Genomic DNA, 15,086 nt, shown 5'->3' with positions numbered 1-15,086 from the left:
ATAATTATGGTAAAAGATATTTTCAAAAAATCAGAAGAAAAAATGGATAAAACTATCTTAGTTTTAAAATCTGAATTAGCTTCAATGAAAGCAGGAAAAGCTAATCCTGCTATGCTTGACAGAATATCTGTGGAATACTATGGTAGCAAAACTCCAATTAATCAATTAGCTAATATTTCAGCTCCAGAACCAAGAGTTTTATTAATTCAACCTTGGGATAAAAACTCACTAAAGGATATAGAAAGAGCAATATTACAATCTGATTTAGGATTAAATCCTTCAAATGATGGTAATGTAATTAGATTAATTATTCCAGAATTAACCGAAGAAACAAGAAAACAAATTGCAAAAAAAGTCAAAAAAACTGGTGAAGATACCAAGGTAGCTATTAGGTCGATAAGAAGAGATTCAAATGATAAAATTAAAAATTTAAAAAAAGAAAATGAAATTACAGAGGATCAAGCTATAGATTCTGAAGAAAATATACAAAAATTAACTAATGATTATATTAAAAAAATTGATGAAATTGTTAAAACCAAAGAAGAAGAAATAATGTCTATATAATGTTTTTATATTAAAGTTGTAAAATACCTGCTTAAATGCAGGTATTTTACAACTTTAACCTATAATTTAGAAATGGGAGAGAAGCTAATGAAAAATTTTTTTGGTTTTAAAGATAATAAAAAAAATAAAATTGAAATTAATAGTGATATAAAAAATATACCCCAGCACATAGCTATAATAATGGATGGGAATGGTAGATGGGCAAAAAGAAAAGGATTACCACGAACTTTAGGTCATAAATCTGGTGTAGAAGCTCTAAGAGGAATAGTTAAGGAATGTAGTAAATTAAAAGTGAAATATTTAACTGTATATGCCTTTTCAACTGAAAATTGGAAAAGACCTGCTCAAGAAGTTAATGTGCTTATGAAACTTTTAGTAGAATATTTAAAACGAGAAATAGAGGAACTAAATTCAGAAGGTGTTGTAGTTAAACATATTGGAGATATTTCTAAATTGCCTGAAATATGTCAGCAAGAACTTATAAAAGCTTATGAAAAAACAAAACCTAATAAAGGGTTAGTTTTAAACTTAGCTCTTAATTATGGTGGTAGAGATGAAATAATATATGCTTTAAAAAAGATAGGTAAAGAAATACAAAATGGTAGCTTAACTTGTAATTCAATTAATGAAAAACTAATTTCTGATAATTTATATACAGCTAAAATCCCTGATCCTGATATTATTATAAGAACAGGTGGAGAGCAAAGATTAAGTAATTTTTTATTATGGCAGTGTGCATATTCTGAATTTTGGTATACAAATGTAAAATGGCCAGATTTTAAAAAGGAACATTTACACCAAGCTATTTACAGCTATCAAAACAGAGATAGGCGTTATGGCGGAATAAAATAGGGGTGAAAATATGAATAAAAGATATTTAGGTGCATTATTTTTATCACCATTAATAATAGTATTGTTTTTAGGAGATATATACTTAAAATATGTTGTTATGCTCCTTTCTTTATTTGGTATGTATGAATTTTATAATATTATAAAAAATAAAAACATCACACCTTTAAGTGGTATTGCATATGTTTTGAATATTGTTTATTATACTATAATAATTAGTCATAATTCTTTAAACTTTAAAAATATATTTTTACTTACAACATTAGTTGTGTTCGTCATGATGTGTATCCCAATTATAAATAGAAAGTATACTTTTATTGACGTTTCTGTAACTTTACTAGGTATTTTTTATGTGACTATATTTTTTAGTTTCATAGTACTAGTTAATCAAAAACAATATGGAAACTATTTAGTATGGACTATATTTATTTCATCATGGTTGTGTGATACTGCAGCTTATTATACTGGAAAATATTTAGGGAAAAATAAGTTATGTCCAGATGTAAGTCCCAAAAAAACTATTGAGGGTTCAATAGGTGGATTATTAGGTAGTACAATAGCATGTGGCATATATGGAGTATTTATTAATTCCAAAGGAATTAACATCCCACTTTTCAACTTTTTTGCTATTGGTGTTATAGGCGGTATATTTGGTCAATTTGGTGATTTAGCGGCTTCATCAATTAAACGATATGTTGAAGTAAAAGATTATAGTAATCTGATTCCAGGACATGGTGGAATTTTAGATAGATTCGATAGCATACTTTTTACATCTCTTGTAGTATATTATTATATAACAATAATAATGGGGATGTAATGATTGGAAAACTATAAAAATACATATATAAAGTTAGTATATTGCAGTATAATATTATTTGCTTTTATTATATTAACATTTATAATAAAAAATTATTTTAAGCCATGCTTTATTATTATTTTTATTTTTTTTACCTGTAAACCAATTTATGACTTATTATGTAAATGTAAATTGTTTAATAAAAACATAAATGCAGTTCTAAGTATACTTCTAATAAATTTAATTATCTTTTTTTTAATGTTTTATACAGGTCGGATTTTCATAAATAAAATTCACAATTTATTTATAAATAATTATTCAGAAATAATTATTCAACTTAAAAACATTACTAATAAATTGAATGCTTTATTTGAATTAGATCTTATAAAATTCAATGAATTTGGAGAATTATATTCTAATGTTCCTGGAAGCAATTATATAAAAAAAGGTGCTATATATACAACTAATGGAATATTTACATATTTTATAGGTAATATAGCAACATACTTTATTTTAATTGATAAATATGTTATAGTTAGTACTATTGAAAAGTTATTTCCAGCTAATAAGTTTTTTCTATTAAAACAAAAGTTAAGTACTATAAACAAAATGTTAAAAATAGAATTGATTTTAATTTTAAGTACAACGTTAGAAACACTATTAGGACTTATAGCTCTGGGAATAAATAATGCTGTATTTATAGCGGTGCTTTGTGGTGTTTTGGATTTAATTCCATATATAGGGACTATAATGATATTTATGCCTTTAATTATATATAATTTTGCAATTAAAAATAATATAATTGCTATTGGTTTAATAATATTGTATATTTTTCTTCAGGTAACAAGACAAATTACTGAAACTAAATTTGTTAGTAAAAAATTAGAACTACATCCTCTTGTACTAATTTTAGGAATATATGTTGGAATTAAAATTTTTGGTGTTATAGGTTTATTTATGGCACCAATATATATTATTACGACTAAAGAAATTTTATTTTCAACTTAAGTTAGGAGATATTGTATGAAAAATATAAGTATTTTAGGAGCAACAGGTTCAGTAGGAACACAAACATTAGATGTTTTAAAAAAAGAAAGAGAAAAGTTTAAGTTAATAGCTATTTCTGGAAACAAAAATTATGAAAAGCTTATTGCTATTATAGAAGATTTTAATCCAAAATATGTTGCCGTAAGTGATAAATCAACTTATAAAAAAGTTAAAGCTTATTGCGTAGAACAGAATAAAAAAAGTGAAGTTTTAGAAGGAATGAAAGGCTTAATTCAAATATCTACTTTAAATGAAGTAGATATAGTTGTAACATCTATAGTAGGAATGATCGGATTAATACCAACTTTAGAAGCTATAAAAGCTGGTAAGGATATAGCTTTAGCTAATAAGGAAACATTAGTAACTGGTGGCCAATTGGTAATGAGTGAGGCAAAAAAAAATAATGTTAATATATTACCTGTTGATTCAGAACATAGTGCTATTTTTCAATGCCTTCAAGGTAATGATATAAACTCTATAGATAAAATACTTTTAACCGCATCAGGTGGACCTTTTAGAGGAAAAAAGAAAGAAGACTTATTCAATATAAAACCTGAAGAAGCAATTAAACATCCAAATTGGAATATGGGAAGAAAAATTTCGATTGATTCTTCAACATTAATAAATAAAGGGTTAGAAGTTATCGAGGCCCACTGGCTATTTAATATAGACTATAAAAACATTCAAGTGCTTATACATCCAGAAAGTGTTATTCACTCCATGGTTGAATATAAAGATGGAAGTGTAATTGCTCAACTATCTGCAGCAGATATGAGATTACCTATTCAGTATGCACTTAATTACCCTAGCAGAGAAAATAATTTAATTGAAAAATTAGATTTTTATAAAATTAAAAGTCTTACTTTTAAGAAACCAGATTTTGTAACTTTTAGAGGACTAAATTTAGCATATGAAGCTGGAAAACAAGGTGGAATTATGCCTACAATTTTAAATGCAGCTAATGAGTTAGCAGTAGAATTATTTTTGCAAGAAAAAATAAGTTATTTGAAAATAATTGACATAATTGAAGAATGTATGAATAAATTTGAAAACACAAATCAAATTAATCTGCATGCAATATTGGAGACAGAGAAGGATGTTAAAAGATTTATTAAACATAAGTATAATGTATAAGAGGAGGAACGATTATTGGATATTATATTGAATATTCTCATAGTTCTTATAGCTTTTAGTATTTTAGTTATAATTCATGAATTAGGTCATTTTACATTGGCAAAACTTAATGGAGTTAAAGTAGAAGAATTTGCAATTGGTATGGGACCAAAGATAGTAGGAATAAAAGGTAAGGAAACTTTATACGCCATAAGAGCAGTACCAATTGGTGGATATGTAAAGATGCTAGGAGAAGATGGAGAAAATACATCTGATGAAAGAGCTTTTTCAAATAAATCCCCTATAAGAAGATTAAGTATTGTTGCAGCAGGTCCTATAATGAATTTCATTTTAGCAATAGTTTTGTTTGCATCAGTAAGTAGTCTAAAAGGTTATTTGACACCAGTTGTAAGTCAAGTTGTTCCTGAAAGTCCAGCTATGCACGCAGGAATTAAACCTGGAGATAAAATAATAGAGGTTAACAATTATGTTATTTCCACTTGGGATGATTTTGTAGCTCAAGTTGCTATGTCAAAAGGAGAACAACTTAAAATTATATTTACCAGAAATGATGAAAAAAAATCAGTTAATTTAACACCAATGAAAGTAGAAGAGAGTAACACTTATATGGTCGGAATTTTCTCTACTGTAGTAGAAAAACCAAATTTTTTACAATCACTAAAACACGGTTTTCAAAAAACGGGTTCAACAATTAAGCAAACTTTCTTATCATTAGGCATGATTTTTAAAGGAAGAGCGTCAAAGAATGATATAGGTGGTCCCGTTACTATAATGAGAATTACATGGGCTGTTTCTAAAGCAGGATTAATAAATTTAGTAGCTTTTTCTTCTTTTATAAGTGTTCAACTAGGAATATTTAATTTACTTCCGTTCCCAGCATTAGATGGTTTTTGGATTTTTGTTTCATTATATCAAATAATAACAAGAAAAGAAGTAGATAAGGATAAGTTAGGTTTAATAAATACTATAGGATTTGGTTTGTTACTCTTATTGATGGTTTTAGTAACTATAAAAGACGTACTATACCCAATAAAATTCTAAAGGTTTTTAGGTGATATTATTATGGAAAGAAAAAAGACAAAAAAAATTAAAATAGGAAACACCTATATTGGTGGAGATTCTAAAATAAGTGTTCAATCTATGAATAATACAGATACAAAAGATATTAATGCTACTGTTAAACAAATTAAAGCTTTTGAATCTGAAGGGTGTGATATAACAAGATGTGCAGTGCTTGATATAGAAGCGGCTGAAGCATTAAAAAAGATAGTAGATTTAGTTAATATACCTATTGTTGCAGATATTCATTTTGACTATAGATTAGCATTAAAATCAATAGAAAGTGGTGTTGCAGCACTAAGAATAAATCCTGGAAATATTGGTGATATAAACAGGGTGAAACTTGTTGCTGAAGCTGCAAAAGAAAGAAAAATCCCTATAAGAATAGGTGTTAATTCAGGTTCAATTGAAAAACAATTGTTGCACAAATATGGTGGAGTTTGTCCAGAAGCTTTAGTAGAAAGTGCATTAAATCATGTTCAAATATTAGAAGATATAAATTTTGATGATATCATTATTTCATTAAAATCTTCAAATGTTATGCAAACTATTGAAAGCTATAGGATTATATCTGAAAAAGTAAAGTATCCTCTTCATATTGGGGTAACCGAAGCAGGTACACTATGGAGGGGTACTATAAAATCAAGCATAGGAATAGGAACGTTACTTGCAGAAGGCATAGGAGATACAATAAGGGTATCTCTTACGGAAGATCCTATTGAAGAAATTAAAGTAGGGCGACAAATACTAAAATCTTTAGGTTATATAAAAGAAGGTATTGAATTTATATCTTGTCCAACATGTGGAAGAACCAAGATAAACTTAATTAAATTAGCAAATGAGGCAGAAAAAAGATTATCTTCTTGTAATAAAAATTTAAAGGTTGCAATAATGGGATGTGTTGTAAATGGACCGGGAGAAGCAAGGGAAGCCGATATAGGTATAGCTGGAGGTATAGGAGAAGGATTGATTTTTAAAAAGGGTGAAATTATAAAAAAGGTAAAAGAAGATAAATTAATTGACCAATTAATTTATGAAATCGATAAAATGTAGGCTATGATTTTTCATAGCCTATATTATTTACAGCAATAACTGGTTGATTAGGAGGTTACTTAATGAATGCAAGTTTGATTCAACTATTGAAAACTGAATTGGATAGTGGTTATAAAGATATTTTAGATAATGTAGCAGTAGTAAAAGTTCAATATTTAGCGAAGAGTAACAAGTTAAAAGTTATTTTAAAATCTACAAATGAAATACAGGATAGTGATAAAAATATTATAAAGAAAATGATTTTAAAAAAGTTACCTTGTTTTGAAAATATAGATTTAATTTGTTATAGAAATATTTCTAATTTGACATTAATTCAAGTAGTTGAAAAATATTGGACTGATATAGTTGAAAATATAGGAATAAATATACCTATGTGCAAACAGATTTTAAGCAAAGCTATAAAAAAAGTTGAAAAAAACACTTTGAAAATAAGTATTGGTAATAAATTCATGTGTAAACTTCTTAAATCAAAAAATATTGAAAAATTAACCCAAAATACTTTATGTAATATATTCGATATAAATTGTAGTGTTATTATAAATTATGATTCAACCTTAAGTGAAAAAGACTATTTTAAAAATAAAACAACAGAGGAAAACCTATTAATTAAATCAATACTTGATCAAAAATCTAATTCTTCTAATATGTCTAATTCAATTGAAACAAAACAAACTAAAAAAGCAAGTAATTCATATAATAATAATTATTATTCCCAAAAGAAAGTTAATAAAAATCCTAATGCTATTTTTGGAAGAGATGCTATAGGAGAAATTGTTAACATAAGTGAAATTAAGGAAACATCAGGTATTACAACAGTATGTGGAGATATCTTTAAAATTAAAATAATTGAAACTAAATCAGGAAGAAAAATCATAACATTCTTTATAACGGACTATACAAGTTCTATAACTGTAAAATGTTTTCCTAAACCTAAAGAAACTGATGAATTGATTGAAGAATTAAAAGTAGGGCTTTACTGTAAAGTAAGAGGTGAAGCTGTTCATGACTCATTTGCAAGAGAAGTTGTTATAATGGCAAAAGATATAGTTAAAACTACTAAAATTGAAAGAATGGATACTGCTGAAGAAAAAAGAATTGAACTTCATGTTCATACTCAAATGAGTGCTATGGATGGTTTGTCTTCAACTTCGTCTTTAATAAAACAAGCAGCAAAGTGGGGGCATCCTGCAATAGCTATAACTGATCACGGTGTTGTGCAGGCTTATCCAGAAGCAATGGATGCGGCTAAAAAATATAATATTAAAGTTATATATGGTATTGAAGCATATATGGTAAATGATGGTGTACCTATAGTTACTAATATCAGTAATGATAGAACTATTAATGATACATTTGTTGTTTTTGATATAGAAACAACTGGACTTTCAAGTACTTATGATAAAATTATTGAAATAGGTGCTGTGAAAATCAAAAATGGAGCTATTGTAGATAGATTTAGCACTTTTATTAACCCAGAAATCAACATACCATATACAATCACTGAACTTACTGGTATAAATAATAGTATGGTGAAAAATGCTGATACTGTTGAGAAAATATTGCCTAAGTTCATAGAATTTATACAAAATTCGATTTTAGTAGCACACAATGCAAATTTTGATATATCATTCATTAGAAAAAATTGTAATGATATAAATTTAGAATTTAATTATTCTATTATGGATACTGTACCTTTAGCAAAATTTTTATTTCCAGAATTAAAAAGATATAAACTAAATGTTATTGCTAAACATTTAGGAATTTCATTAGAAAATCATCATAGAGCAGTTGATGACGCGAAAGCGACCGCTGATATTTTATTAAATTGTTTTAATGTATTAAAGGAAAAAAACATTATTAAATTAGAGGATTTAAATAAGAAGTTTTTAGGAAATCAAGATATAAAAAAAATGAATACATATCATTTAATAATATTAGTTAAAAATCAAATTGGTCTAAAAAATTTATACAAACTTGTTTCCTTCTCAAATCTAGATTATTTTTTTAGAAAACCTAGAATGCTAAAGAGCTTAATAGAAAAATATAGAGAAGGTTTAATAATAGGCTCAGCATGTGAAGCTGGAGAAATGTATAAAAGTGTTTTTGGAGGTACAAGCGAAGAAGAGTTAGATAACCTAGCAAAGTTTTATGATTATTTAGAAATACAGCCTTTAGGTAATAACGAGTTTATGATTAGAAAAGGAATTGTAAAAAATGAAAAACAGCTAGAAGAAATTAACAAAAAAATATGTGCTATTGCAGCAAGAAATACTTTGCCTGTTGTTGCTACTTGTGATGTTCATTTTTTAGACCCTAAAGATGCTATTTTTAGAGAAATCTTAATGAATGGTCAAGGGTTTTCGGATGCTAATAACCAACCCCCTTTATATTTAAAAACTACTAATGAAATGCTTAAGGAATTTGAATATTTAGGTATAGATAAAGCAAAAGAAGTTGTTATATATAATCCTAAAAAAATTGCAAATAGCATTGAAGCAGTTAAACCTATACCGGATGAAACTTTTCCACCTAAAATAGAAGGTGCGGATGAAGAAGTTAGAAATATGACCATAAATAAAGCATATTCTATATATGGAAACCCATTACCAGACGTAGTGAAAACAAGATTAGAGAAAGAATTGAATTCAATAATCAATAATGGATATGCTGTATTGTATCTAATAGCACAGAAATTAGTTGCTAAATCTTTAAATGATGGCTATCTAGTAGGTTCGAGGGGCTCTGTTGGGTCATCCTTAGTTGCCACTATGTGTAATATAACTGAAGTTAATGGATTACCGCCACATTATGTTTGTTCTGATTGTAAATATAGCGAATTTTTCACTGATGGTTCAGTATCTTCTGGGGTGGATTTACCACCAAAAAAATGTCCTAAGTGTGGCGCTGATCTTATAAGAGAAGGACATGATATTCCATTTGAAACTTTCTTGGGATTTAATGGAGATAAAGAACCTGACATAGATTTAAATTTTTCAGGTGAAAATCAGGCAGATATTCATAAATATACAGAAGTATTGTTTGGAAAAGGTCATACATTTAAAGCTGGTACAATTGGAACCATTGCAGAAAAAACTGCTTATGGATTTGTTAGAAAATATTTAGATGAAAAAGAAAAAATAGTGCCACAAGCAGAAATCGAAAGATTAACTCAAGGTTGTACTGGGGTAAAGAGAACTTCAGGTCAACATCCAGGTGGAATAATGGTTGTACCAAGTGATAATGAAATTTTTAATTTTTGTCCTATACAGCACCCAGCGAATGATACTACTAGTGATATAATAACAACACATTTTGATTATCACTCAATTAGTGGTAGATTATTAAAGTTAGATATTCTTGGTCATGATGATCCTACTGTCTTAAGAATGTTGAAGGATATAACAAATGTTGATCCTACAACAATATCAATAAGTGATGAAAAAGTTTTAAGTCTTTTTACTTCTCCGGAAGCATTAGGAGTAACTGTTGAAGAATTAGGGTGCCCTGTTGGTAGTTATGGTCTTCCGGAATTTGGAACCAAGTTTGTTCGTCAAATGCTTGTAGATACTTCTCCAAAAACTTTTTCTGACCTTGTAAGAATATCAGGATTATCACATGGAACGGATGTTTGGCTAAATAATGCTCAATATTATATTAAAGAAGGATATACAACGTTGAAAGACTGTATTGCAACAAGAGATGATATAATGATGTACTTAATTCATAAAGGATTGCCGTCTAAAGAATCTTTTACTATAATGGAAAAAGTTCGTAAAGGAAAAGGATTAACAGAAGAACATGAACAAATGATGCGAGAATATAAAGTCCCTGATTGGTATATTGATTCATGTAAAAAAATAAAATATATGTTTCCTAAAGGCCATGCTGTTGCCTATGTAATGATGGCAGTTAGAATAGCTTACTATAAAGTTTATTATGCTCATGCATATTATTGCACCTACTTCACTGTAAGAGGTATTGATGATTTTGATGCTCAACTTATATTAAAAGGAGTAGACGCCATGAAAAATAAGATGAGTGAAATTAATAATTTAGGTAATACTGCAACTCAAAAGGATAAAGGGTTACTTACAGTTTTGGAAATGGCTTATGAAATGCATATGAGAGGAATAAAATTTTTAAAAGTTGATTTATATAAATCAGATGCAGTTAAATTTGTAATAGAGGGCGATGATATTAGACCACCGCTTTGTGCACTTTCTGGTATTGCAGCAAATGCAGCTAAAAGCATTGTTAAAGTTAGAAAAGAAGGTCAATTTATTTCAAAAGAGGATTTAAGAAAAAGGGCAAAAATTTCTAAAACTGTAATAGCAGCTTTAAGTGAACATGGATGCTTAGATGGATTGCCAGAAACAAATCAATTATCTTTGTTCTAATGGTGCATTTACAAGTTTAGGATAAATTGTTTTCTTATATTTACTTGAAATAGATTTTTTAGTATGTTACAATGAAGTTGAATAAATTACTTTGCAAATAAATGTTCGCATAAGAGTGGGTTAAAGCCCGCTCTTTATATTTGTAAAAAACGCAACTGATGTTGCGTTTTTCATTAATGTTTGTTTATTTAAAAATAAATTGTAAAAACTAAGAGTAAGGAGGGTCAGAAATGAAAAATGATATTTTAATTGATAAACTTTCAAATTTAGTAGAACCTATTGTAGTACAACTAAATTATGAATTATACCATATAGAATATATAAAAGAAAACAAAGAAAATTATCTTAGAATATATATAGATAAAGCTGAAGGTATATCTTTAGAAGATTGTGGAAAAGTTAGTAGAAAATTAAGTGATATGCTGGATGAAAAAGATCCTATAAGCGAAAGCTATTATTTAGAAATATCTTCTCCAGGTATTGAGAGAACATTATATAATGATAAACATCTTAGTAAATATATAAATAATATAGTAAACATAAAATTATCAAGATTATATAATGGTCAAAAAACATATATAGGTAAATTATTAGATTTTAATAATGAAAATATTTCAATTGAAATAGAAAATGAAAATGTTAGTATACCTAAAAATAAAATTAAAAAAATTACACTAAAAGGGGAGTTTTGAGGAGGTTTGTAAGACAATGAATGTAGAATTTATTGATGCCTTAAAAGAAATTGTTAAAGAAAAAGGAATTAGTGAAGAGTTGTTATTTGATACGGTTGAAGATGCATTAGTATCAGCTTATAAAAAGAATTTTGCTAAAAGTGGTGGAAATTCTCAAAATGTAAAAGTAACAATTGATAAAGACAATGGTGAAATGCACGTATATTCACAAAAAGTAGTTGAAGAAAATCCTGCAACTGTTAATGAAATAAGTTTAGAAGATGCTAGACAATATGATCCTAAATATCAAATGGGTGATATAGTTGATATAGAAGTTACTCCTAAAAAATTCGGAAGAATTGCAGCACAAACAGCTAAACAAGTAGTTATTCAAAGAATAAAAGAAGCTGAAAGAAAAGTAATATATAGTGAATTTGTAGCAAAAGAATATGATATAATTACTGGAGCTATCATAAGAAAAGATAAAGGAAATGTATTTGTTGATTTAGGAAAACTTGAAGCAGTACTGTGTTCTAATGAACAAATGCCTGGTGAACAATATAATTTCAACCAAAAATTCAAATTCTATATAGTTGAAGTTAAAAATACAACAAAGGGACCTCAAATAGTTGTTTCAAGAACACATCCAGGTTTAGTAAAAAGATTATTTGAATTGGAAGTTCCTGAAATATATTCAGGAGTAGTAGAAATTAAAAGTATATCAAGAGAAGCTGGTTCAAGAACTAAAATTGCTGTTCATTCTAATGATGAAAACGTAGATGCTACAGGAGCTTGTGTAGGACCAAAAGGAATAAGAGTACAAAATATAGTTAATGAACTAAGAAATGAAAAAATAGATATAATCAAATGGAGTAATTTACCTGAAAAATATATTGCCAATGCCTTAAGTCCAGCAAAAGTTATTGATGTATCAATTAATGAAGATAACAAATCTGCTAAAATAATTGTAGAGGATAGTCAACTGTCTTTAGCAATAGGAAAAGAAGGTCAAAATGTTAGACTTGCAGCTAAATTAACAGGTTGGAAAATTGATATAAAGAGTGAATCTCAAGCTAGCGAAACTCTAACTTCAGAATAATTCTGAAGAAAGGTGGTAATTTATTTATGAAAGTAAGGAAAATACCCAAAAGAATGTGTACTGGCTGTTCAGAAATGAAGCCTAAAAAAGAATTAATAAGAATTGTGAAAAATAAAGAAGGCGAAATTTCTATAGATTTAACTGGTAAAAAACCAGGGAGAGGCGCTTATATATGTAAAGATGTTAGTTGTTTAGAAGCCTCTTTTAAATCTAAAAGACTTGACAAAAATTTACAATGCAAAATAGGTAGTGAAATCTATGATAAATTAAAAATAGAAATTTTAAGTGAATAAAATTAAAAAAAACTAATGGGGGTGAACTATTTGGCTAAAACAAGAGTTTACGAATTAGCAAAAGAATTAGATATAACAAGTAAAGAATTAATAGAAATACTTTTAAATGAATTTAGTATTAAAATAAAAAATCATATGAGTGTATTAGATGAGGAAGATGCTGAGTTGATAAAGGAACTATTTGATGATGATTCTGAAAATAGTAAAAAACAGGATATGGATGATACACCTAAAAGTATAGTAGATGAATATGAGGAAGATGCTAACAATTCAGTTGAAGAGAAAAAAACTAAAAAGAAAAAACAAATAAAAGAAGATTGTAACAATGTAGACTTAGACAATAAAAATCAAGAAGAACTAGATGACCAAATAACAATAGAAATGGAAGATACGATTACAGTAAAAGAATTGGCTGATAAATTAAACAAACCGATAACAGAAGTAATAAAACAATTAATGTTTATGGGTGTAATGGCAGCAATAAACCAAGAGTTGGATTTTAATACAGCTGAAAAACTTGGTGAAAAATTTAATGCCTTAGTTATACAAAAAGAACAAAATATAACAGGGGTTGAAGAATTTGAAGAAGATATTGAAGAAAATGATGCTGAAACAAGACCACCAGTTGTAACTGTAATGGGTCATGTTGACCATGGTAAAACTTCAATACTTGATGCTATTAGAAAAGCAAAAGTTACTGAAACAGAAGCTGGTGGAATAACTCAACATATAGGTGCTTATACCGTAAAAATAAACGGTGAGAAAATTTCATTTTTAGATACTCCAGGTCATGCGGCATTTACAACTATGAGAGCAAGAGGTGCTCAAATAACAGATATAGTTATTCTTGTGGTTGCAGCAGATGATGGAATAATGCCACAAACATTAGAAGCAATAAATCACTGTAAAGCAGCTAATGTTCCTATTGTTGTGGCTATAAATAAAATTGATAAACCTGGTGCAAATATAGATAGAGTTAAACAAGAATTAACAGAGCACAATTTAATCGCAGAAGATTGGGGTGGCGATGTTATATGTGTTCCAGTATCAGCACATACTAAAGAAGGAATAGATACTCTACTTGAAATGGTAATTTTAACTTCAGAAATGCAAGAACTAAAAGCTGATTCAAATAGAAAAGCTAGAGGTACTGTAATTGAAGCTAAATTAGATAAAGGTAGAGGACCAGTAGCAACATTATTGGTTCAAAATGGTACTCTTAATAGAGGAGATTCAATCCTAGTTGGTTCTACATATGGTAGAATAAGAGCTATGTTTGATGATAAAGGTAATAAAATCAACTCGGCTGGACCATCTATTCCAGTAGAAATCTTAGGCTTGTCAGAAGTACCTGATGCAGGAGATAGATTCAATGTAGTTAAAGACGAAAAAACAGCTAGAAACATGGCAGAAAATAGAAAAGAAAATTTAAGAGAGCAACGTCTTCAAACAACAAATAGAGTTTCTCTTGAAGATTTATATAATCAAATTCAAGAAGGTAAAGTAAAAGAATTAAGTGTAATAGTTAGAGCTGATGTTCAAGGTTCAGTTGAAGCTGTTAAACAATCTTTAGAAAAATTATCTACTGATTCTGTTAAAGTTAGAGTTATTCATGGTGCTGTTGGAGCTATCAATGAAACAGATGTTACTCTTGCGGCAGCATCTGATGCTATAATTATAGGATTTAACGTTAGACCTTCTAATAATGCAACAACTTTAGCTGAAAAAGAAGGCGTAAACGTAAGAACATATAGAGTTATATATGATGCCTTAGATGATATAAAAGCTGCTATGGTTGGTATGTTAGAACCAGAATATAAAGAGGTTGTTTTAGGTACTGCTGAAGTTAGATTAACGTATAAAATTTCAAGTATAGGTACTGTTGCTGGATGTTATATAACAAATGGAAAAATAACAAGAAATAGTAAAGTTAGGGTTATACGAGATGGTATCGTAATTTTTGAATCAGAAATTTCATCACTAAAGAGATTTAAAGATGACGTAAAAGAAGTAGCTACAGGATATGAATGTGGAATGACAATAGAGAAATTCAATGACCTAAAAGAAGGCGATTTAGTAGAAGCTTATATTATGGAAGAAATAAAACCTAAACATATATAAAAA

General features: G+C 28.1%; 12 protein-coding genes. All 12 read left to right on the top strand.

Features of this window, described 5'->3' with window-relative positions; all coding sequences use genetic code 11:
• Positions 1-6 precede the first annotated feature (6 nt).
• The 12 genes from frr (at position 7) to infB (ending at position 15,083) form a co-directional block, all read left to right on the top strand.
• Positions 7-564 (top strand): ribosome recycling factor, encoded by a 558-nt coding sequence (gene frr, locus OW763_RS06220; protein ID WP_268040215.1) that lies wholly within the window; start codon positions 7-9, stop codon positions 562-564.
• 87 nt (positions 565-651) lie between these two features.
• Positions 652-1,416, top strand: a complete 765-nt coding sequence (locus OW763_RS06215) for an isoprenyl transferase (protein ID WP_268040214.1) — start codon at positions 652-654, stop codon at positions 1,414-1,416.
• A gap of 10 nt (positions 1,417-1,426) precedes the next feature.
• Positions 1,427-2,230 carry a phosphatidate cytidylyltransferase gene (locus OW763_RS06210; RefSeq protein WP_268040213.1) on the top strand — a complete coding sequence of 268 codons (804 nt, stop codon included), beginning with the start codon at positions 1,427-1,429 and terminating at the stop codon, positions 2,228-2,230.
• A gap of 3 nt (positions 2,231-2,233) precedes the next feature.
• Positions 2,234-3,217, top strand: coding sequence for an AI-2E family transporter (locus OW763_RS06205; protein ID WP_268040212.1), 984 nt, complete (start codon positions 2,234-2,236; stop codon positions 3,215-3,217).
• A gap of 15 nt (positions 3,218-3,232) precedes the next feature.
• Positions 3,233-4,390, top strand: a complete 1,158-nt coding sequence (gene dxr, locus OW763_RS06200; RefSeq protein ID WP_268040211.1) for a 1-deoxy-D-xylulose-5-phosphate reductoisomerase — start codon at positions 3,233-3,235, stop codon at positions 4,388-4,390.
• 27 nt (positions 4,391-4,417) lie between these two features.
• Positions 4,418-5,431 (top strand): RIP metalloprotease RseP, encoded by a 1,014-nt coding sequence (gene rseP, locus OW763_RS06195; RefSeq protein ID WP_268040641.1) that lies wholly within the window; start codon positions 4,418-4,420, stop codon positions 5,429-5,431.
• A 21-nt stretch (positions 5,432-5,452) separates the two neighbouring features.
• Entirely contained in the window at positions 5,453-6,502 is a 1,050-nt protein-coding gene (gene ispG, locus OW763_RS06190; protein ID WP_268040210.1) for a flavodoxin-dependent (E)-4-hydroxy-3-methylbut-2-enyl-diphosphate synthase, read from the top strand.
• A 62-nt stretch (positions 6,503-6,564) separates the two neighbouring features.
• Positions 6,565-10,899, top strand: coding sequence for a PolC-type DNA polymerase III (locus OW763_RS06185; protein WP_268040209.1), 4,335 nt, complete (start codon positions 6,565-6,567; stop codon positions 10,897-10,899).
• A 230-nt stretch (positions 10,900-11,129) separates the two neighbouring features.
• Positions 11,130-11,591, top strand: a complete 462-nt coding sequence (gene rimP, locus OW763_RS06180) for a ribosome maturation factor RimP (RefSeq protein ID WP_268040208.1) — start codon at positions 11,130-11,132, stop codon at positions 11,589-11,591.
• Between the two features lie 16 nt (positions 11,592-11,607).
• A complete protein-coding gene (nusA, locus tag OW763_RS06175) occupies positions 11,608-12,669 on the top strand; it encodes a transcription termination factor NusA (RefSeq protein WP_268040207.1) in 1,062 nt (353 codons plus the stop codon).
• A 26-nt stretch (positions 12,670-12,695) separates the two neighbouring features.
• Positions 12,696-12,962, top strand: coding sequence for an RNase P modulator RnpM (gene rnpM, locus OW763_RS06170; RefSeq protein WP_268040206.1), 267 nt, complete (start codon positions 12,696-12,698; stop codon positions 12,960-12,962).
• 30 nt (positions 12,963-12,992) lie between these two features.
• Positions 12,993-15,083 carry a translation initiation factor IF-2 gene (gene infB, locus OW763_RS06165; RefSeq protein WP_268040205.1) on the top strand — a complete coding sequence of 697 codons (2,091 nt, stop codon included), beginning with the start codon at positions 12,993-12,995 and terminating at the stop codon, positions 15,081-15,083.
• The last annotated feature ends 3 nt before the right edge of the window (positions 15,084-15,086 follow it).

Origin of the sequence: Clostridium aestuarii, assembly GCF_026735135.1 — a bacterium.
GTDB lineage: Bacteria > Bacillota > Clostridia > Clostridiales > Clostridiaceae > Clostridium_H > Clostridium_H aestuarii.
The sequence above is the reverse complement of the archived record's forward strand: the minus strand, read 5'-3'. Positions and strand labels throughout refer to the sequence as shown.

What these genes read in the sequence shown, in the direction of transcription:
- rimP (WP_268040208.1), top strand. Translation starts at nt 11,130, where the DNA reads ATGAAAAATGATATTTTAATTGATAAACTTTCAAATTTAGTAGAACCT.
- dxr (WP_268040211.1), top strand. Translation starts at nt 3,233, where the DNA reads ATGAAAAATATAAGTATTTTAGGAGCAACAGGTTCAGTAGGAACACAA.
- OW763_RS06185 (WP_268040209.1), top strand. Translation starts at nt 6,565, where the DNA reads ATGAATGCAAGTTTGATTCAACTATTGAAAACTGAATTGGATAGTGGT.
- OW763_RS06210 (WP_268040213.1), top strand. Translation starts at nt 1,427, where the DNA reads ATGAATAAAAGATATTTAGGTGCATTATTTTTATCACCATTAATAATA.
- OW763_RS06215 (WP_268040214.1), top strand. Translation starts at nt 652, where the DNA reads ATGAAAAATTTTTTTGGTTTTAAAGATAATAAAAAAAATAAAATTGAA.
- ispG (WP_268040210.1), top strand. Translation starts at nt 5,453, where the DNA reads ATGGAAAGAAAAAAGACAAAAAAAATTAAAATAGGAAACACCTATATT.
- frr (WP_268040215.1), top strand. Translation starts at nt 7, where the DNA reads ATGGTAAAAGATATTTTCAAAAAATCAGAAGAAAAAATGGATAAAACT.
- rnpM (WP_268040206.1), top strand. Translation starts at nt 12,696, where the DNA reads ATGAAAGTAAGGAAAATACCCAAAAGAATGTGTACTGGCTGTTCAGAA.
- nusA (WP_268040207.1), top strand. Translation starts at nt 11,608, where the DNA reads ATGAATGTAGAATTTATTGATGCCTTAAAAGAAATTGTTAAAGAAAAA.